At 64.5% G+C, this 21,033-nt stretch carries 11 protein-coding genes; 9 read left to right on the top strand and 2 right to left on the bottom strand.

Annotated features, from left to right (window positions below; all coding sequences use genetic code 11):
- Positions 1 to 158: 158 nt before the first annotated feature.
- Together hutC and NKJ64_RS27790 are read right to left on the bottom strand one after the other, a co-directional pair.
- On the bottom strand, positions 159 to 899 hold the full coding sequence (gene hutC / locus NKJ64_RS27795) for a histidine utilization transcriptional repressor HutC (RefSeq protein WP_352463666.1): 741 nt from the start codon (positions 897 to 899) through the stop codon (positions 159 to 161).
- The gene (locus NKJ64_RS27790; protein WP_352463665.1) at positions 896 to 2,248 is read right to left on the bottom strand and encodes a formimidoylglutamate deiminase; all 1,353 of its coding nucleotides are present in this window, start codon (positions 2,246 to 2,248) and stop codon (positions 896 to 898) included. The genes hutC and NKJ64_RS27790 overlap by 4 nt, the downstream gene beginning before the upstream one ends.
- An 88-nt stretch (positions 2,249 to 2,336) precedes the next feature.
- Here NKJ64_RS27790 and hutI point away from each other — a divergent pair, with 88 nt between their 5' ends.
- From hutI to NKJ64_RS27745, 9 genes are all read left to right on the top strand, one after another.
- Positions 2,337 to 3,572, top strand: coding sequence for an imidazolonepropionase (gene hutI / locus NKJ64_RS27785; RefSeq protein ID WP_352463664.1), 1,236 nt, complete (start codon positions 2,337 to 2,339; stop codon positions 3,570 to 3,572).
- A complete protein-coding gene (gene hutH / locus NKJ64_RS27780) occupies positions 3,569 to 5,107 on the top strand; it encodes a histidine ammonia-lyase (RefSeq protein ID WP_352463663.1) in 1,539 nt (512 codons plus the stop codon). Before hutI ends, hutH begins: the two co-directional genes overlap by 4 nt.
- Before the next feature lies 1 nt (position 5,108).
- A complete protein-coding gene (gene hutG / locus NKJ64_RS27775; protein WP_352463662.1) occupies positions 5,109 to 5,921 on the top strand; it encodes an N-formylglutamate deformylase in 813 nt (270 codons plus the stop codon).
- A gap of 28 nt (positions 5,922 to 5,949) precedes the next feature.
- Positions 5,950 to 7,620 carry a urocanate hydratase gene (gene hutU, locus NKJ64_RS27770; RefSeq protein ID WP_023805061.1) on the top strand — a complete coding sequence of 557 codons (1,671 nt, stop codon included), beginning with the start codon at positions 5,950 to 5,952 and terminating at the stop codon, positions 7,618 to 7,620.
- 12 nt (positions 7,621 to 7,632) lie between these two features.
- Positions 7,633 to 8,211: a HutD/Ves family protein gene (locus NKJ64_RS27765; protein ID WP_352463668.1), complete on the top strand. Its 579-nt coding sequence runs from the start codon at positions 7,633 to 7,635 to the stop codon at positions 8,209 to 8,211.
- Between the two features lie 313 nt (positions 8,212 to 8,524).
- A complete protein-coding gene (locus NKJ64_RS27760; protein WP_352463661.1) occupies positions 8,525 to 17,104 on the top strand; it encodes a glycoside hydrolase family 94 protein in 8,580 nt (2,859 codons plus the stop codon).
- 344 nt (positions 17,105 to 17,448) lie between these two features.
- Entirely contained in the window at positions 17,449 to 19,221 is a 1,773-nt protein-coding gene (locus NKJ64_RS27755; RefSeq protein ID WP_023672897.1) for a glucan ABC transporter ATP-binding protein/ permease, read from the top strand.
- 173 nt (positions 19,222 to 19,394) lie between these two features.
- Complete coding sequence (locus tag NKJ64_RS27750; protein ID WP_023682911.1) at positions 19,395 to 20,147, top strand: heme ABC transporter permease; 753 nt, start codon at positions 19,395 to 19,397, stop codon at positions 20,145 to 20,147.
- 194 nt (positions 20,148 to 20,341) lie between these two features.
- The gene (locus NKJ64_RS27745; RefSeq protein ID WP_352463660.1) at positions 20,342 to 21,013 is read left to right on the top strand and encodes an outer membrane protein; all 672 of its coding nucleotides are present in this window, start codon (positions 20,342 to 20,344) and stop codon (positions 21,011 to 21,013) included.
- Positions 21,014 to 21,033 lie beyond the last annotated feature (20 nt).

The following is a 21,033-nucleotide window of genomic DNA, read 5'->3' as shown; positions in this document are numbered from 1 at the left end:
CCCCTTGTCTTTACTCCCGGCGGGGGGCTTATTAACTGCCCTGCTTCCCCCCCCGCCTTGGGGGGCGGGCGGCCCGGCGGGGGGGGGGGGGGGCCTGGCGCCGACCCCCACCCCGCTGCTTCGCAGCGACCCTCCCCACAAGGGGGAGGGTAAAGGAGCTACCCCTGCGAAGGCCTGAACCGCGCCACCAGCGTGTGGCTCTCCGCGGCGTAGGTGAACCTCACCTGCGTCACCGGGTGCTCGGCGCCCCAGGTCCGGCGCTCGACCACCAGGCAGGGCGCGCCGGCGGCGATGTCGAGCGCTTCGGCAATGTGCCTGTCGGCCGCGACCGCGCGGATACGGTGCTCTGCCTCGCTCCACGGCACGCGCCCGATCAGCCAAGGGCCGGGGGCGATGTCGAGAAACTCCTCCTCGGCGGCTTCCGCGACGGCGGCGAGATTGATCAGCCGCTGTTCGTGCGCGAATGGCCGCTTGCCGGCGAAATGCCGGCATTTCAGCGCCAGCACCTGTCCAGCCGCTCCCAATTCCAGCAAGGCGCGATCCTCGGCGCTGCTGCGCCTTTTCTGCCGCGCCACGCGCTCGTAGCGATAGGCCAGCCCAAGCGCCTCGACCTCGATCCTGATGTCGTGGATTTCCAGCACCGCGGCCTGCGACTGCGGCTGGCGGACAAAGCTGCCCGAACGGCGGCGGCGCTCGATCAGCCCGGCCTTGGCCAGCTGCGACAGCGCCTTGTTCACCGTCATGCGCGAGCAATTGTATTCGGCCGTCAACTCGTGCTCGAACGGGATGCGGTGACCCGGCGCCCAGGCGCCGGACATTATTTTCTCGCTGATGTCGGACAGGATGCGCTGGTGCAGCGAACCGCCGCCTTCCACCGCCGCTGTCTCTGATATGCTCATGCCGAAAGCGCCGTCATCACATGGCGAAAGCGCTCGGCGATCGTCTCACGCGCTGCATGCCGGCCGCCGCTGACCTGTTTTTTTCCGTGCACCCAGACGCAATCGACCTTGCCGCCATTGGCAAAGATCCAGGCGTCGAGGATCGCATCGCCACTTTTTCCGGCCAGCGAAGGATGGTTTTCGTCGAGGGAGACGAAATCAGCCGCGGCGCCGGCGGCGATCCGCGACGGGCCGGCGCCGAGTGCGGTGCTGCCGCCATCGAGGGCGGCGTCGAACAGAGCCCGCCCGGTCGAGCCGCCGGCCACCGCCAGCACATTGCGGGCGCGGTGTGCGAGGCGCTGCGAATATTCGAGCTGGCGCAATTCATCCGGCAGGCCGATCAGCACGTTGGAATCCGAGCCGACGCCGAAGCGGCCGCCATGTTCGATGAACAGAGGTGCTGAAAAGGTGCCGTCGCCGAGATTGGCCTCGGTGATCGGGCAAAGCCCGGCAATGGCGCCGCTTCTGGCCATGCCGGATGTCTCAGCCTCGGTCATGTGGGTGGCGTGAATCAGGCACCAACGCTTGTCGATCCCGGCATTGGCGAGCAGCCATTCGACCGGTCGCGCACCCGACCACGCCAGGCAATCCTCGACCTCCTTCACCTGCTCGGCGACGTGGATGTGGATCGGTCCGTCCGGCGCAATGGCGGCAACAGCGCTGAGTTCCTCCGGCGCCGCGGCGCGCAGGCTGTGCGGGGCGACGCCGACGACAGCCTGATTCAACGCACGAACCGATTCGCGGCTTTTCTCAAGCAAGCGTTCGAACCGATTCACATCGTTGATGAATCGCCGCTGGCCTTCGTTGGGCGCAGCGCCGCCGAAGGAGGAATGGGCATAAAATACCGGCAGCAGCGTCAGGCTGATCCCTGTTTCGTTGGCAGCGGCGGCGATCCGCTCCGCCATCTCGGCCAGGTTGGAATAGGGTGTTCCGTCGCGATCGTGGTGGAGATAATGAAACTCGCCGACGCGCGAGAACCCGGCCTCCAGCATCTCGACGTAAAGCTGTGCGGCGACCGCCTCGACCTGGTCCGGCGTCATCGACAGCGCGAAGCGGTACATCACCTCGCGCCAGCTCCAGAAGCTGTCGGCGGAGGGACCGCGCAGTTCGGCAAGCCCGGCCATGCCGCGCTGGAAGGCGTGGCTGTGCAGGTTCGGCATGCCGGGGACCAGAATGGCGTGGCGTTCGTCACCGCTCCGCGGCGACGTGTCGACTTCGACGGTTGCGATGCGACCGTCCGTGACGACGATCCGCACCTTGTCATGCCAGCCATCGGTCAGCAGCGCCTGTTCCGCAAAGATCGCCGTCACGTTTTTCTCCGAATTCCATAAACAATGCACTTGCAGCGCGTTTCAATATGTATATACATAATCGCCATCCAAGCAACGGAAAAAGATGATGGCGGCACAAGACAAAAGCCGGGCAGGGGGCCTTCAGCTTTGGCGTGATGCGCGCCTGGCAACCATGGCTGAAGGCGTTGCCGGACTTGGCATCGTCGAAAAGGGCGCGATCGTCTCCCGTGACGGCATCATCGTCTATGCCGGCCCGGAAGCCGACATGCCGTCAGCGTTGGCTCAGGGCGGCGAGACTACCGATTGCGAAGGCCGCTGGATCACGCCCGGCCTGATCGACTGCCACACCCATCTCGTCCATGCCGGCAACCGTGCCAACGAGTTCGAGATGCGGCTGGCCGGCGCCACCTATGAAGAAGTCGCCCGTGCTGGCGGCGGCATCGTCTCCTCGGTCAAATCCCTGCGTGCCGCGAGCGAAGACGAACTGGTTGCGCAGACTCTCCCGCGCCTTGACGCGCTGATGGCCGAGGGCGTCACCACGGTAGAGGTAAAGTCGGGTTACGGGCTCGATCTCGGAAATGAACGGAAGTCGCTTCGCGCCGCGCGGCAACTGGACAAGCAACGCCCGGTCACGGTCCGCACCACCTTCCTCGGCGCGCATGCGCTGCCGCCGGAAGCAAAAGGCGACAAGGACGCTTTTGTCGATCTCGTCGCCAACACCATCCTCCCCGCAATCGCCGCCGAGGGCCTGGCTGACGCCGTAGACGGCTTTTGCGAGGGCATTGCCTTTTCGCCGGAACAGATTGCCCGCGTCTTCGACAAGGCCAAGGCGCTTGGCCTGCCGGTCAAACTCCATGCCGACCAGCTGTCCAATTTGCATGGCGCCGAACTCGCCGCCCGTTATGGTGCGCTGTCGGCAGACCATCTCGAATACACCGATGAAGCAGGTGCCGCAGCCATGGCCAAGGCCGGCACCGTGGCGACGATCCTGCCCGGCGCCTACTATTTCATCCGCGAAACCAGGAAGCCGCCGGTCGGCCTGTTCCGCCGGCACGGCGTCAAGATGGCGGTCGCCACCGACAACAATCCCGGGACGTCGCCGCTGACCTCGCTGCTTCTGACCATGAACATGGCCGCGACGCTTTTCGGCCTGACCGTCGAGGAATGCCTGGCCGGCACCACTCGCGAGGCTGCCCGCGCGCTGGGATTGCTCGGCCAGACCGGCACGCTGGAGGCAGGAAAATCCGCCGACCTGGCGATCTGGGACATCGAGCGTCCGGCCGAACTCGTCTACCGCATGGGCTTCAACCCGCTCCATGCCCGCATCTGGAGAGGACAATGACCGAACTTAACCTGAAGCCCGGCAATGCGACGCTGGCCGACTGGCGCGCTATCTATCGCGGCGCCGTGCCGAAGCTCGACGCCTCCTGCCGGCCAAAAATCAAGGCCAGCGGCGAGGCAGTCGCCCGCATCGTCGCCAAGGGCGAGCCGGTCTATGGTATCAATACCGGCTTCGGCAAACTGGCCAGCGTCCGCATTCCGGCCGAGGATCTAGAGGCCTTGCAGCGCAACATCGTTTTGTCGCATGCCGCCGGCGTCGGCGAGCCGATGCCGGTCGCTGTGGTTCGGTTGATGATGGCGCTGAAGCTCGCCAGCCTGGCGCAGGGCGCGTCGGGCGTGCGGCCGCAAACGATCGAGTTGCTGGAAGCGATGCTGGCCAACGACGTCATCCCCGTCGTGCCGGCGCAAGGCTCGGTTGGCGCCTCCGGCGATCTCGCGCCGCTGTCGCACATGACGGCAGTGATGATCGGCGTTGGCGAATGCTTTACCCCGCATGGCCGCTTCCCGGCCAAGGTCGCTTTCGTCTCGCACGGCCTGGAGCCGGTGACGCTTGGCGCCAAGGAAGGCTTGGCGCTGCTCAACGGCACGCAGTTCTCCACCGCCTATGCGTTGGCCGCTCTCTTCGAGGCCGAAGTGCTTTACCAGTCGGCGCTGGTCGCCGGCGCGCTGTCGACCGACGCCGCCAAGGGTTCGGACGCGCCCTTCGATCCGCGCATCCATCTCCTCAGAAAACATCCCGGCCAGATCGAGACGGCGGAAGCGCTGCGCAACCTGATGGCCGGCAGCGCCATTCGTGAATCTCACCGCGTCGGCGACGAGCGCGTGCAGGATCCGTACTGCCTGCGCTGCCAGCCGCAGGTGATGGGTGCGGCGCTCAGCGTGCTGCGCCAGGCTGCCGATACGCTCGGCACCGAGGCCAATGGCGTCACCGACAATCCGCTGATTTTCGCCGAGGACGACACAGCGCTGTCCGGCGGCAATTTCCACGCCGAGCCGGTGGCTTTCGCCGCCGACATGATCGCGCTTGCCGTCTGCGAGATCGGCTCGCTGTCGGAGCGCCGCATCGCCATGCTGGTGGACCCGGCGCTGTCCGGCATGCCGGCCTTCCTGACGCCGAAGCCCGGCCTGAACTCCGGCTTCATGATCCCGCAGGTGACGGCGGCGGCGCTCGTCTCTGAGAACAAGCAGAAGGCCTATCCGGCAAGTGTCGATTCCATCCCGACCTCGGCCAACCAGGAAGACCATGTCTCGATGGCCGCACATGGCGCTCGCCGGCTGATCGGCATGATCGAAAACGCCACGGCCGTCATCGGCATCGAACTCCTGGCCGCCGCGCAAGGCTGCGATTTCCATGGGCCGCTGGCGTCGAGTGCAGCTCTGGAAGCGGTTCGCAAGCTGGTCCGCGCCGAGGTGCCGCATCTCGACAATGACCGGCATTTCCACCCTGACATGGAAAAAGCCATCGCCATGGTCCGCAGCGGCGCTGCCGTCAAGGCTGCGAGCGCGGTGACATTGCCTTCGATCTCGGGAGTCTGACATGACCGACTGGCTGACAGTGACGGAAGGCACGGCACCCCTGTTGGTGTCCATCCCGCACACGGGTATCGATCTCGCCGGCATCGACAATCGGCTGGTCTCGCCCTGGCTCGGCCGCCGCGATTGCGACTGGTGGATCGACAATCTCTACGATTTTGCCGCCGGCCTTGGCGCGACTGTCGTGCACACGTCGATCTCGCGCACCGTCATCGACGTCAACCGCGATCCTTCCGGCGCCTCGCTCTATCACGGGCAGACGACGACGACGCTATGCCCGACCGAGACCTTCGACGGCGATCCGCTGTATCTGCCCGGCGCGGAACCGACGCCGTCGGAGATAGACCAGCGCCGCATAGCGTATTTCGTGCCTTACCATGAAATGCTGGCGGCCCAGGCCGTCAGGCTGCGCGGCCTGCATGAGAAGGTCGTCATTTACGATTGCCACTCGATCCGGTCGGTGCTGCCGCGCCTGTTCTACGGCACGCTGCCGGTATTCAATCTCGGCACCAATGACGGCCAGACCGCGGATCCTACGCTGCAGGCGCTGGTTGGTCAGATCATGGCCGAGAGCGGTGAAAGCAATGTCATCAACGGTCGTTTCAAGGGCGGCTGGATCACCCGCTATTTCGGCAATCCGCAAGGCGGCTACCATGCGCTGCAGATGGAACTTGCCGATCGCGGCTATTTGCGCGAGCCCGAGGGCAAGGGCGAACCGGACAATTGGCCGGTGCCTTATGATGCCGAGTTCGCCGCGCCGATGCGCGCCACACTGACGAAAATCCTCCAATCCGCCATTGACTGGGCCGGGCGCTGAGACGCCGCCTTACTCCAAAGGGACAATGATGAACAATCCTCGCCACAACATCCGCGAAGTGCGCGCGCCCCGCGGCGACAAGCTCAACGCCAAATACTGGACGACCGAAGCGCCGCTGCGCATGCTGATGAACAACCTCGATCCCGATGTCGCCGAAAACCCCAATGAGCTCGTCGTCTATGGCGGCATCGGCCGGGCCGCGCGCACCTGGAACGATTTCGACAGCATCGTCGCCTCGTTGAAGACCCTCAATGAAGACGAGACGCTGCTGGTCCAGTCCGGCAAGCCGGTCGGCGTCTTCCGGACGCACACCGATGCGCCGCGCGTGCTGATCGCCAACTCCAACATCGTGCCGCATTGGGCGACCTGGGACAAATTCAACGAACTCGATAAAAAAGGCCTGATGATGTACGGCCAGATGACGGCCGGCTCCTGGATCTATATCGGCACGCAAGGCATCGTGCAGGGCACCTACGAGACCTTCGTCGAGGCCGGCCGCCAGCACTACAATGGCAACCTTACGGGCAAATGGATCCTGACCGGCGGCCTCGGCGGCATGGGCGGCGCCCAGCCGCTTGCCGCCGTCATGGCCGGCGCCTGCTGCCTCGCCATCGAATGCAATCCGGACTCGATCGATTTCCGGCTGCGCACCCGCTATGTCGACGAGAAGGCCGAGACGCTCGACGAAGCGATGGAAATGATCGAGCGCTGGACCAAGGCCGGCGAGGCGAAGTCGGTCGGCCTGCTCGGCAATGCGGCCGACATCGTGCCGGAAATGTTCAAGCGGGGCATCCGCCCCGACATGGTCACCGACCAGACCTCGGCGCATGACCCGATTAACGGCTATCTGCCCAAGGGCTGGACGATAGCTGAGTGGCGCGAGAAGCGCGTCTCCGATCCCAAGGCTGTCGAGAAGGCCGCCCGCGCCTCAATGCGCGAGCATGTCGAGGCGATGGTCGCGTTCTGGAATGCCGGCGTGCCGACGCTCGACTATGGCAACAACATCCGCCAGGTCGCCAAGGACGAAGGCTTCGAGAACGCCTTTGCCTTCCCGGGTTTCGTGCCGGCCTATATAAGGCCGCTGTTCTGCCGTGGCATCGGCCCGTTCCGCTGGGCTGCTCTTTCGGGCGATCCCGAGGATATCTACAAGACGGACGCCAAGGTGCGCGAACTCACCCCCGGCAACACCCATCTGCACAACTGGCTGGACATGGCACGTGAGCGCATCGCCTTCCAGGGCCTGCCGGCGCGCATCTGCTGGGTCGGCCTCGGCGACCGCCACAGGCTGGGCCTCGCCTTCAACGAAATGGTGGCCAGGGGCGAACTGAAGGCGCCCGTCGTCATCGGCCGCGATCACCTCGATTCCGGCTCGGTCGCTTCGCCGAACCGCGAGACGGAAGCGATGAAGGACGGCTCCGACGCCGTCTCCGACTGGCCGCTGCTCAATGCGTTGCTCAACACCGCGTCGGGCGCGACCTGGGTGTCGCTGCATCATGGCGGCGGCGTCGGCATGGGCTTCTCGCAGCATGCCGGCATGGTCATCGTCGCCGACGGCACGCCGGACGCCGCAAGGCGCCTGGAGCGCGTGTTGTGGAACGATCCGGCGACCGGCGTCATGCGCCACGCCGATGCCGGCTACGACATCGCCATCGAGTGCGCGAAGGAGCACCAGCTCAATCTGCCCGGTATTCTAGGCTGATTGGCTTAAATGATGCGCATCCTATGGGCCGCCGACTACCGGGTCATGCCGTGGAAGAATGGCGGCGGCACGACCACCGAGATCGCCGTCTCGCCGGACGGCGCCGGGCTGGACGATTTCGACTGGCGCGTTTCGATGGCGCGAGTCGAGGATAGCGGGCCGTTCTCGGGCTTTGCCGGCGTCGACCGCACGCTGGCCGTGCTGGAAGGCGAGGGCATCGTCCTCGACATTGCTGGCCGGCGGCCGGCCGAAGTGACGGCGGCTTCCGCCCCGCTGTCCTTTCCGGCCGATGTGCCGACTACGGCCGCGCTGATCTCCGGTCCGATCACCGACCTCAACGTCATGACCCGCCGCGGGCGGGCAACGCACTCGGTCCAGCGTCTGATGGTTTCGGTTCCGACCGATATCCGGCCGACCATCGCTATGACCCTGATCCTGCCGTTCGACGGTGAGGTCGGCGTGACGGGCGCGACATCGTCGCGCCTTGGACCTCGCGACACGCTGTTGCTCGGACCGCAGGCCGCGAAACTGCGGCTTGAACCGGTGCGGCCGACGATCGTGTTCGTCGTCCGGATAGCCAGCCTGGGCTAGCCGCACCGCCAGCACAACGATTAACGCCTGTTGCCAAACATGATCGCACGCCGGAGAAATCTGGCGTAAGCTGTTGTCTGGATCACGAAAAAGCCCGAATCCTTCCGTCGTTCCAAGGCGGACGGGAGGGCAGGGGTGCTCGTCCTTAAGTTGTCGAAAGCCCCACTTAAAATGTCGAAGGGATAACGCCTCTGGCGTGGTGCGAAGCAAAACTTTCGGCCAGTGTAATCATGCAACCAATTGCATTTGAATCGGTTTTAGGGACATTGCCGTGGCGGTGGCGCCGCATCGCGTCCCCCATGCGGAATTTTCAATGAATATCCAGACAAATCCTGCCCATATCGAAAAGTCCAGCGCCGGCTTCCCGGTCATCACCGAAGAGCCGATACGCTCCAATTTCCTGCCCGAAGAGCGGCTGCGCGCGCTGGGCGAAAGCCTCGCCAAGGGCGACATCAAGGACCTGTTCGGCCTGACGCAGTTCGATTTCCAGGCCCGCATCCGCGACAGCGCAAAGAAAATCCTCGAAGTCTACCGCTCGACCAATGCCGCCCAGGCCAAGGGCGAAACCATCACGCCTGCCGCGCAATGGCTGCTCGACAACAATTATCTCGTCGAGGAGACCATTTTTCAGGTGAAGCGCGACCTGCCGCGCCGTTTCTACCGGCAGTTGCCGACCCTGGAAGTGGCCGATCGCGCCGCAGTGCCGCGCGCGCTGGCCTTGGCCTGGAGCTATGTTGCCCATTCCGACAGTTCGGTTTCGGCGACCATGTTCAAATCCATCGTCGAGGGTTTTCAGTCGGTCGAGCCGCTCAAGATCGGCGAGCTCTGGGCGCTGCCGTCGCTGCTGCGCTTCGTTTTGATCGAGAATCTGCGCCGCATCGCCGTGCGCGTCGACCGCACCAGGCAGATGCGCCATATCGCCAACGAGGTCGCCGACCGCGTGCTGGCGACCGACGACAATGCAGACCGCCGGAAGATCCTGTCGGGCTACGGCGCGCATGCGCAGGACACCACCTTCGCCACCCAGTTGCTCTACCGCCTGCGCGACGGCTCGCAGAATGCCGGCAGGGCGCTGGAATGGCTGGAGGTCGAGCTCGAGAAAACCGGCTCCGACGCCGAGGAAATCATCATTTCCGAGCATCGCACGCTGTCCAGCGGCAATGTCACCACCGGCAACATCATCCGCGGCCTGCGCCTCATCAACGACGTCGACTGGACGGTGTGGTTCGAGGGCGTCAGCCGCATCGACACGCTCTTGCGCGAGCGCACCGATTTCGCCGCGCTCGATTTCTTTTCGCGCGACCAGTACCGCACGTCGATCGAGCAACTGGCGCGCCGCTCCGACCTGTCCGAATTCCGTGTCGCCGAAAAGGCCATCGAACTGGCCAGCCATGTCCCCGGCGTCACCGATGCCTCCGGCGTGCCGGATGCATCAGCCGATCCGGCCATGCATACCGATGTCGGCTTCTTCCTGGTCGGCCCGCGCCGGCCGGATCTGGAAGAGGCGATCGGCTACCGGCCGCCCTTCCATGTGACCTTCAAGCGCGCCTTCACCGCCACGGGCTGGCTCGGCATCGTTGTGCCGGTCTTCCTGCTTACGGTGCTACTGCTGGTTGTCTCCGGCAATGCGCTTGCCCATCTTGGCCTGTCGGTGGAATCCATCACGCTGATGCTGGCGCTGTTTGCGGTGCCTGCCAGCGAAGGCGCGCTCGCCTTCTTCAACACCGTTGTTTCACTGTTCCTGAAGCCGACGCGGCTCGTCGGCTATGATTACAAGCACGGCATTCCAGCGGCATCACGCACCTTGGTCGTGGTGCCGTCGCTGATCGGCTCGCGCGATGATGTCGAGGAAAACATCCGCAACATCGAGGTGCATCACCTCGCCAACACGGCCGAAGAAATCCATTTCGCGCTGCTGTCCGACTGGCCGGATTCCAAGACCGAGATCGACGCCGCCGACATCGAGATCCTGCAATATGCGCGCGACGAGATCGCCAGGCTCAATGCCCGTTATCCCTCGGAAGGCGCGCCGCGTTTCTATATCCTGCATCGCCGCCGGCTCTACAACCAGGCGCAGGGCGCCTGGATGGGCTGGGAGCGCAAGCGCGGCAAGCTGCATGAGCTGAACCTTCTCTTGCGCGGCGATAGCGACACCACCTTCCTGCCGCTCGACGTGCCGCTGCCGGAAAAGGTCGTCTATGTCATGACGCTCGACGCCGACACGCGCACCACGCGCGACGCCGTGTCGTCACTGGTTGGCAAGCTCGCCCATCCGCTCAACCGCCCGCATTTCGACGCGACAAAGCGCGTCGTCACCGCCGGCTACACCATCCTGCAGCCGCGCATCACAGCCTCGCTCACCAGCGGCGACGACGCTTCCTTCTTCCAGCGCGTCTTCTCGTCCAACAGCGGTCTCGATCCTTACGTCTTTGCCGTTTCGGACCTCTACCAGGACGTCTTCAGCGACGGCTCCTTCACCGGCAAGGGCCTTTATCACGTCGACGCTTTCGAGGCGGCGCTGCAGGGCCGCATCGAGGAAAACACCGTCCTCAGCCACGATCTGCTCGAAGGTGCGTTGGCGCGCGCAGCACTTGTCACCGATGTCGAACTGGTCGAGGACTATCCTACCCGCTACTCGGTCGACGCCTCGCGCCACCACCGCTGGGCGCGCGGCGACTGGCAGCTGCTGCGCTTCATCTTCTCGCCGCGTTCCGGCGTGCCGGCGCTGTCGCGCTGGAAGATGGTCGACAATCTGCGCCGCTCGCTGACCCCGATCTTCTGGGTGATGGCGGCGATCGCCGGCTGGACGCTGCTGCCCTTCACGCAGGCCGCGCAGTGGCAGGCGCTGCTGATCCTGTCGCTGTTCATGGCGCCGACCTTCGATGTCGTCAACGCCGTCCTGCCCAAGAGCGGCGACCAGACGCCGCGCGGCCATTTCTCCGCGCTGGCGCACGACACCGTCTTCGGCACGGCCCTTGTGGCGCTGAAAGTGCTGTTGATGGCGCACAATGCCTGGATGATGGGCGACGCCATCGTGCGCACGCTCTACCGCCTGTTCGTCAGCCGCCAGAACCTGCTGGAATGGCGCACCGCGTCGCAGGCGCACAAGGGCGGCGACAACGATATCGGCTCCTATTACAGCATGATGTATGGCGCCGTGATCATCGGCGTCGTCGGTCTCGCTATCCCCGTGCTGGCCGATTCCACCGGTGCCTTCGTCGCCTTCTTCTTCGCTCTGTTCTGGATCGGTTCGCCGGCGGTTGCCTGCTGGATCAGCCGCTCGGCCGAGACCGAGGACCGCCTGCGCATATCGCAGGCCGACATCCACGCGCTGCGCACCGTGGCGCGCCGCACCTGGCATTATTTCGAAACCTTCGTCACGGCCGAGCACCACAATCTGCCGCCCGACAATTTCCAGGAAAGCCCGGCTCCGGTTGTAGCGCCGCGGACGTCGCCGACCAATATCGGCGTCTACCTGCTGTCGGTGGTGTCGGCACGCGATTTCGGCTGGATTGCGCTCTCCGACGCCATCACCCGGATCGACGCCACGATGACGACCATCGAGAGCATGCCGCGCAACCGTGGCCACCTCTTCAACTGGTACGACACGACGACGCTCAAGCCGCTCTATCCGCTTTACATCTCGGCCGTCGACAGCGGCAATCTCGCCGGACATCTGGTCGCGGTGGCGGCTGCCTGCGCCGAATGGGCGGAAGCCCCGTCCGTTCACCTGCAGGGCGATTTCGAAGGCGTCCTCGACACGGTGAGCATCCTTGACGAGAGCCTCGAGGAATTGCCTGACGACCGCCGGCAACTGCGGCCGTTGCGCCAGCGTCTGGCCGACCGCCTCGACGGCATGCGGCGCGCCGTCATGACCATCAAGGCGCAGCCGGAGATGGCCTCAATCCGCACGATCAACCTGGCCGTGCTTGCCGGCGAGATCCGCAAGCTCGCCACCGCCATCCACACCGAGGCCGGATCGCAGCGGAGCGACATTATCGCCGACTGGGCGGCACGGCTGGAAGCGACCTGCGAGGCGCATGTGCATGACTCGCACAGCGACGAAAACGCCGTCGAAGCCTTGCGCGCCAAGCTGCTGGCGCTGCGCGAACGCTGCCGCCGCTATGCCTTCGAGATGGATTTCTCTTTCCTGATGCGTCAGGAGCGCAAACTGCTCTCGATCGGCTACCGGGTCGAGGAGCACCAGCTCGACGAGAGCTGCTACGATCTGCTCGCCTCCGAGGCGCGGCTGACCAGCCTGTTCGCCATCGCCAAGGGTGACCTGCCGACGGAGCATTGGTTCCGGCTTGGAAGGCCGATCGTCGAGATCGGCTTCCAGGGTGCGCTGATGTCCTGGTCGGGCTCGATGTTCGAGTATCTGATGCCGCCTTTGGTAATGAAGGAGCCGCAGGGGTCGATCCTCAACCAGACCAGCAAGCTGATCATCAAGCGCCAGATCCAGTACGCGCGTTCGAAGAACGTGCCCTGGGGCATTTCGGAAGCGGCCTACAATGCCCGCGACCGCGAACTGACCTACCAGTATACCAATTTCGGCGTGCCCGGACTTGGTCTCAAGCGCGGCCTTGGCCAGAACACGGTGATCGCGCCTTACGCCACGATCCTCGCGGCGCAGTTCACACCGCGCGAATCCGTCCAGAATCTGGCCAGGCTGCGCTCCATCGGCGCTCTCGGCCGGCATGGCTTTTACGACGCCGTCGACTTCACGCCGCAGCGCGTGCCGGAAGGCACCGACCATGCCGTTGTCCTGAACTACATGGCGCATCACTCCGGCATGTCGATCGCCGCCGTTGCCGACGCCATCTTCGAGGGCCGGCTGCGCGACCGCTTCCACAGCGATCCGGTGATCGAGTCTGCCGAACTCCTGCTGCAGGAGAGGGCGCCGCGCGACATCCCGACCGCCACGGTCAGGACCGAAGCCGACGAGCGTTCGAAGGACGAGACCGAGGTTGAGAGCCCGGACTCGCGCATTATCCTCGACCCGCTGAGGGCGTTGCGCGCCACCAGCGTCATGTCCAATGGCCGCTACTCCGTCATGGTCTCGGCCACCGGTTCCGGTTACAGCCGCTGGGGCGAACTCGCCGTCACCCGTTGGCAGCCCGACCCGACCGAAGACCGGCTCGGCTCCTACATCTTCCTGCGCGACGCCGGCAGCGGCGACTGGTGGTCGGCCACCGCAGAGCCGAAGCAGGCGACCGGCGAGAGAGTGCAAACGCTGTTTTCCGACGACAAGGCGAGCTTCGTCAAAACAGTGGGCTCGCTGCGTTCGGAGGTCGAATGCATCGTCATCTCGGAAGGCAATGGCGAGGGACGGCGCGTCACGCTCTATAATGACGGCGCCACTGACCGGCATATCGAGGTGACCTCCTTTGCCGAGCTGGTGCTGGGCAACGAAGCGTCCGACAATGCCCATCCTGCGTTCTCGAAAATGTTTATCGAGACCGAGATCGCTGCCAACAACGGCGCCATCTTTGCCACCAGGCGCAAGCGCGACAAGAACGAGCCTGACGTCACCATGGTGCATTTCGTCACCGATCCGTCCGGGTCGGCGCGCGATGCCGAGGCCGAAACCGACCGCCGTGCCTTCATCGGCCGTGGCCGTACCATCGCGGAAGCGGCGGCCTTCGATCCCGGCGCCAAGCTTGGCGGTCACCACGGCTTCACCCTCGATCCGGTAGCGGCCCTGCGCCGCCAGGTGCGGGTGCCGGCCAACAAGAAGATATCGCTGACCTTCTGGACCGCCGTCGGCGCCAACCGCGCCGAACTGGACGAGGCTATCGCCAGGCTCGACCATCCCGAAAGTTTTGCCCGCCAGGCGATGCTTGCCTGGACGCGTTCGCAGGTGCAGACCCGCCATCTTGGTCTCAGCCTGACCGACGCCGCCAACGTGCAGAAGCTGGCGCGCTTCCTGATCTATCCCGATCCGTTCCTGCGCCTGCCCGGCGAATCCATCGCTTCGGGGCTGGGCAAGCAGTCCAGCCTGTGGCCGACCAGCATTTCGGGCGATTTCCCGATCTTCCTGGTCCGCATCGGCGACGTGGCCGACCTCGAAATTGTCGCCCAGGCGCTGCGCTTCCAGGAGTATATGCGCGCCCGCGGCATGATGATCGACTTCGTGGTCGTCAACGAGCAGGCATCGTCCTATGTCCAGGACCTGCAGCGCGCGGTCGAGACGCTGTGCGAAAACAGCCGCCTGCGCGGCAAGGAACTCGGGCCGCGCCAGCACATCTTCGCCGTGCGCCGCGACCTGATGGACGAGGCGACGTACAAGACGCTGCTGGCGGTTGCCCGCGTGGTTCTGCACACGCGCAACGGCACCATCTTCGACCAGATCGAACGCGCCGAGGCGGCAGCCTTGCAAGCACGCGATGCCCTGCAGCCGGTGGCCCCCGCGTCGCTGCGCGAGCCGTCTCTGCCGGTGCCGGCGGCGCCTGCATACCATGCCGCGTCCGACAGCAGCGCCGACGGCAGCGGCCTCAGCCAATGGAACGGCTTTGGCGGTTTCGAGGGCGACGGCCGCCACTATGTCACCCGCCTTGCCGGGCGGCGCTCGACGCCGCAGCCCTGGATCAACGTCGTCTCGAACGCCTCGTTCGGATTCCATGTCTCGGCCGAAGGCGCTGCCTTCACCTGGAGCCGCAACAGCCGCGATTACCAGCTGACGCCATGGTCGAACGATCCGGTCACCAACCGGCCGGGCGAGGGCATCTACATCTACGATCAGGCCAGCGGCAAGGCATTCTCGCCGCTGGCTGCCGTGGTCCGCGATCCCTCGATGACCTATGAGACATGGCACGGCCAGGGCTTCTCCACCTTCCGGTCCAAACGCGGCCCGCTGTCGATGGATCTGACGCACGTCGTCGATCCCGTCGATCCAGTGAAGATCACGCGGCTGCGCATCCAGAACTCAGGCTCGGGGCCGGCGCGGCTGCGCGTCTATGCCTATGCCGAATGGGTTCTCGGCAGCCATCGCTCGAGCACTGCTGCGACCATCATCCCGTCCAGGGATCCAGCGACCGGCGCGCTTCTGGCGCAAAACCCCTACGGTCTCGATTTCGGCGACCGGGTGGCCTTCCTGGCCGCCACCGGTCCGGTGCATTCGGTGACAGCCGATCGTGGCGAGTTCATCGGCAGGCACGGCACCAGCGCCTTCCCGCACACTGTCGTCAGCGGCGCCGGCCTGTCGGGCCGCGTCGAGGCCGGCGACGATCCGTGCGCAGCTGTCGCCAGCGACATCGACATCCCTGCCGGCGGCGACGTCACGCTGGTCTGGCTGCTTGGCGACGCCGCTACATCAGCCGAAGCGAGCGCGTTGGTGCAGACCCATTCGGGCAAGGATTTCGACCAGCGGCTGGCCGATAATGAACGCGTCTGGCGCGGCTTCCTCGACACCATCCAGGTCGAGACGCCCGACAAGGCGCTCGACGCCATGGTCAATCACTGGCTGCCCTATCAGAGCCTGGCCTGCCGCATCCGCGCCCGCTCGGCCTTTTATCAGGCAAGCGGCGCCTTCGGCTTCCGCGACCAGCTGCAGGACACGCTGGCCCTGCTTGCGCATGATCCGAAACTGGCGCGCGACCAGATCCTCAATGCGGCGCGCCGGCAGTTCCCCGAAGGCGACGTCCAGCATTGGTGGTTGCCGCGCACCGACGCCGGCGTGCGCACCATGATCTCCGACGATGTGGTCTGGCTGGCGCATGCCACCAATCGCTACATCGAGGTGACCGGCGATACAGGGATCCTGAAGGAGCAGCTGCCTTTCATCGACGGGCAGGTGTTGGGCGAGGGCGAGCACGACGCCTTCTTCACGCCGGAAATCTCCAAGACGAACGCTTCGCTTTACGACCATTGCGCGCGCGCGCTCGACCTTGCGATCAAGCGCAGCAGCCCGGCCGGGCTGCCGCTGATCCTCGGCGGCGACTGGAACGACGGCATGAACCGCGTCGGCGAAGCCGGCAAGGGGGAGAGTGTCTGGCTCGGCTGGTTCCTTTTGAAGACGCTGGGCGACTTTACCACCGTGGCCAAGGGGCAGGGCGACACCAAGCGGGCGCAGGCCTGGACAAAACACGCCGATGTGCTGAAGCGGGCGCTGGAAAGCACCGCCTGGGACGGCCAGTGGTATCGCCGCGGCAGCTACGATGACGGCACGCCGCTTGGCTCGCACAATTCGGACGAGTGCAAGATCGACTCCATCGCGCAGTCGTGGAGCGTGCTCTCCGGCGAGGGCGACCCCGCGCGCTCGACCACGGCGATGCAGCAGGCGACGAACCTGCTGGTCGACGACAAGCTCAAGATCGTCAAACTGTTTACCCCGGCCTTCCAGAACACGAGAAAGGACCCTGGTTACATCAAGAGTTATCCGCCGGGCGTGCGCGAGAACGGCGGCCAGTACACCCATGCGGCGACCTGGTTCGTGATCGCGCTCGCCGAAATGGGCCGCACCGACGATGCCTATCGCTGCTTCTCGATGCTGAACCCGGTCAACCATGCGCTCGACGATGCATCGGCCGAGCATTACCGCGTCGAGCCGTACGTCGTCGCCGCCGACATCTATTCCGGTGAGGGCAAGGGCGGTCGCGGCGGCTGGACCTGGTATACGGGCTCTGCGGGATGGCTCTACCGTGCTGCGGTCGAAGGCATTCTGGGCATCGAGCGGCGGGGCAAGCAGATCACGTTCCGGCCGAAACTGCCCAGCCATTGGGACGGCTATTCTGCCACGCTGAAGATGCTGGGGTCGGAGATCAAGGTTCGCGTCATCCGCGACAAAAAGGCCAAATCCATCTCGCTCGAAGTCAATGGAACCAAGACAAAGTCTTCCGGTTTTCAGCCGAAAGCCGGCGACAAGACCGAGGTGGTCGTCAAGATACCCGCGTGAAATCAAAGGCTTCAGGTTGTTGACGCGCGCCTCTCGAGGCGCGCGTTTTCTACTTCGGCATGCTCCTGGCGCAGAACGGCGTGCCTTCCCGGATACCGGCGGTCCAAGCGTGCAGTGACTAAAAATGTGGCAGCGCCAGCTGCTGCCATGATTTTGCCGCAAGACTGACATTTCACCTTTTATCTCAAACCGTTAGGTGATCACGGCAGATTTCGCAACGTCGTCATCTTTTGTTCGCAGAATGGGAACGGAAGAGGTAGACGGGCATTGTTTTGCGACCCGTTAACCGGTACGTGTCAAGAAATGGTGCGGTGCACAATAATGTTTTGGGCGGAGTAGCTGAAGTGTCACTTCTGCAAATCTACTGGAGAGCGCTGGGTTATCTCGCAGCCGACAGGAAGCGCGTTGCGTTTATCTGCGGTGCGAATGTCGCGCTCGCCATTATCGCCATCCTCGAGCCGATCATGTTCGGCCGGGTAATCGACGCCATCTCCGATAAGGGTTCGGTGTTTTCGACGCTGGCGCTGTGGGCCGGTCTCGGCGCCTTTAACATCGTCGCCTTCGTGCTGGTGGCGCGCGGCGCCGACCGTTTTGCCCACAAGCGGCGCAGCGAGGTGCTGTGCCAGTCGTTCGAGCGCGTGATCACCATGCCGCTCGCCTGGCACCACCAGCGCGGCACCTCCAACGCGCTGCACACGCTGCTGCGCGCCGTCGAGACGCTGTTCAGCCTGTGGCTTGAATTCATGCGCCAGCATCTGTCGACGGCGGTTGCGCTGGCTCTGCTGATTCCGACCGCGATAAGCATGGATCTTCGCATGTCGCTGGTGCTGATGGCGCTGGGCGTTCTCTATGTCGGCATCGGCCGGCTTGTGATGAAGCGCACCAAGGCGGGCCAGGCCGCGGTCGAGCGTCACTACCATCAGGTCTTCGCGCATGTGACCGACTCGGTCAGCAATGTCGCCGTGCTGCAGAGCTACAACCGTCTCGGCCACGAGGCCGATACGCTGCGCCGCTATGTCAAGAACCTGCTCGACGCGCAGAACCCGGTGCTCGACTGGTGGGCGATGGCCAATGCGTTGCACCGCCTGTCGTCGACCATTTCGATGATGGTTGTGCTTTTGATCGGCGCCTATCTGGTCACCCATGGCCAGCTCAAGATCGGCGACGTCATCGCCTTCACCGGCTTTGCCACGCTGCTGATTGCCCGCCTCGACCAGATGTCGGCTTTCGCCAACCAGATTTCGGAAGCCCGCGCCAAGCTCGAGGACTTCTATCACCTCGAGGATTCGGCCGCCGACTCCGCCGAGCCGGACGGCTTGCGCGACCTCACCAACGTCACCGGCCACGTCCGCTTCGAGAATGTCGGCTTCGAGTTTGCCAATTCGAGGCAGGGCGTCGACGACGTCTCCTTCGAAGTCCAGGCCGGGCAGACGGTTGCCATCGTCGGCCCGACCGGCGCCGGCAAGACGACGCTGATCAACCTCTTGCAGCGCGTCTTCTCGCCGTCTCATGGCCGTATCCTGATCGACGGCATCGACACCCGCACGGTGACCCGCAAGTCGCTGCGTCATTCGATCGCCACCGTCTTCCAGGATGCCGGCCTGCTCAACCGCTCGATCGAGGACAACATCCGCGTCGGTCGTGCCGAGGCGACTTATGACGAGGTTCACGCCGCCGCCAATGCGGCTGCCGCGCAGGATTTCATCCTTGCCAAGAGCGCCGGCTATGACACCGTCGTTGGCGAGCGCGGCGGCCAGCTTTCAGGCGGCGAGCGTCAGCGCATCGCCATTGCCCGCGCCGTGCTCAAGGACGCACCGATCCTGGTGCTCGACGAGGCAACGAGCGCGCTCGATGTCGAGACCGAGGACCGCGTCAAGGAAGCCATCGACGAACTGAGGCGCAACCGCACCACCTTCATCATCGCCCACCGCCTGACCACCGTCCGCGACGCCGACCTGGTCGTGTTCATGGACAAGGGCAAGGTGGTCGAGATGGGCGGCTTCGCCGAACTGTCGCTGCGCAATGGCCGTTTCGCCAGCCTGCTGCGCGCCGGCGGCCTGCTCAACGACGAGGAAGTCCGCCGCCTCAGCCGCACCGTGAATATCGAAGCGGCGTAAGCTTTTTTACCTCCCCCTTGTGGGGAGGTCGGACCCGTAGGGTCCGGGTGGGGTGGTGCCCCACCACCCCCACCCCGCTGCTTCGCAGCGACCCTCCCCACGAGGGGGAGGGTAAATAAGACTGCGACACTCCCTCGATTGCCCCGAACGCGCCGCCGGTCTATCTAGACCTTATGAGCGATACCTCCTCACGCCTCGCCGGCTGGACCGACCTCGCCAACCCCACGCGCTTTGTCGGGCTGGCCGATAGGCTGGTGCCGTGGCTGGCGTCGATCGCCGCGATCCTGCTCGCCATCGGTCTCTATATGAGCTTTGCCGCGCCTGAGGATTTCCAGCAGGGCATCACGGTGCGCATCATGTATATCCACGTGCCTTTCGCCTGGCTCGCCATGATGTGCTACACGGTGATGGCCGTCGCCGCGCTCGGCACGCTGGTCTGGCGCCATCCCTTGGCCGATGTCGCGCTGAAGTCGGCAGCCCCGATCGGCGCCACCTTCACCGCGCTTGCGCTGGTCACCGGCTCGATCTGGGGCAAGCCGATGTGGGGCACCTGGTGGGTCTGGGACGCCCGCCTGACCTCGGTCTTCATCCTGTTCCTGATGTATCTCGGCATCATCGCGCTGACGCGTGCGCTCGATGACGCCAGCCGTGCCGCCTGGGCCGCCGCCATCATCACGCTCGTCGGCTTCATCAACATCCCGATCATCAAATTCTCGGTCGACTGGTGGAACACGCTGCACCAGCCGGCCTCGGTGTTCCGGCTCGGCGGACCGACGATCGATCCCAGCCTGCTATGGCCGCTGCTGGTGATGGCGCTCGGCTTCACCGTGCTGTTCTTCGCGCTGCATTTGACGGCGATGCGCACCGAAATCCGCCGCCGGCGGGTGATCGCCATGCGCAGGGTGGCGGCACGGCAGGCCGACTAGCGCGATTTTCAAAACCGAAGCCATACGCCTGCCGCCAAACATTAGCATGTGCTGCTATGTTGCGGTGCAGCAACAAGAATTCTCAAAAGATTGTTCCCGACTTCGCTTGGCTCCTTGATCTCGTTTGCTTTCTTGACAGCTCGGCCGCGAAGCAAGAGTGATACCAGTCACTAGTTGTAGCGAGGGAATCGGCGATGAAACTGCGCTTGTTGGCTGGCGTCTCGACATTTGCATTGGTGCTTGGCTGGAGTTCGGCGTATGCCGCCGACGCGATCGTCGACGTTCCGAGGGCAGAGGATCTCTGGTACGTCACGCTCTTCGGCGGCGCCAGTTTCCCGAACCATGTGAAAACGGACTACAATGGTACTGGCTATTCAGTCGATCTTGATACCGGGTTCGTAATCGGCGGCGCTGTCGGTCGGCGCATCAACGATGTGTTTCGTGTCGAAGGCGAACTGTCCTACGCGCGCTACAAGGCAAGCGAATACAGCTACACGGGCGTCGGCAACTATCCGGCTTCCGGCAATCTGTCGGCCACCTATCTTCTCGCCAACGTCTGGGCCGATGTTGCGCATTTTGGTGATGCCAAACTCTATGTCGGCGGCGGTCTCGGCGCGGCCTATGTTACCGCCGATACTCACTTTGATGGCCACGCTTATGGATACGGGCCTGGCGGCTGGGGTTTCGCCGGCCAGGTGGGCGCCGGTGTTACCTACGCGGTAACGCAGAATGTCGACCTCGATTTCGGTTACCGCTTTAAGGCCGTGACAAGCGTGGATCTAGACGACAATGATGGCGGCGGCACATACGAGAACGCCAAATTGTACTCCCACAATCTCCAGCTTGGCGTTACCCTGAAGTTCTGATTGGTTCGTCGCAGGCCGCG

It is taken from the genome of Mesorhizobium sp. M0062 (genome assembly GCF_040323125.1).
Classification (GTDB): domain Bacteria; phylum Pseudomonadota; class Alphaproteobacteria; order Rhizobiales; family Rhizobiaceae; genus Mesorhizobium.
Note: the sequence above shows the minus strand (reverse complement) of the source record. Positions and strands in the feature narration are given on the sequence as shown.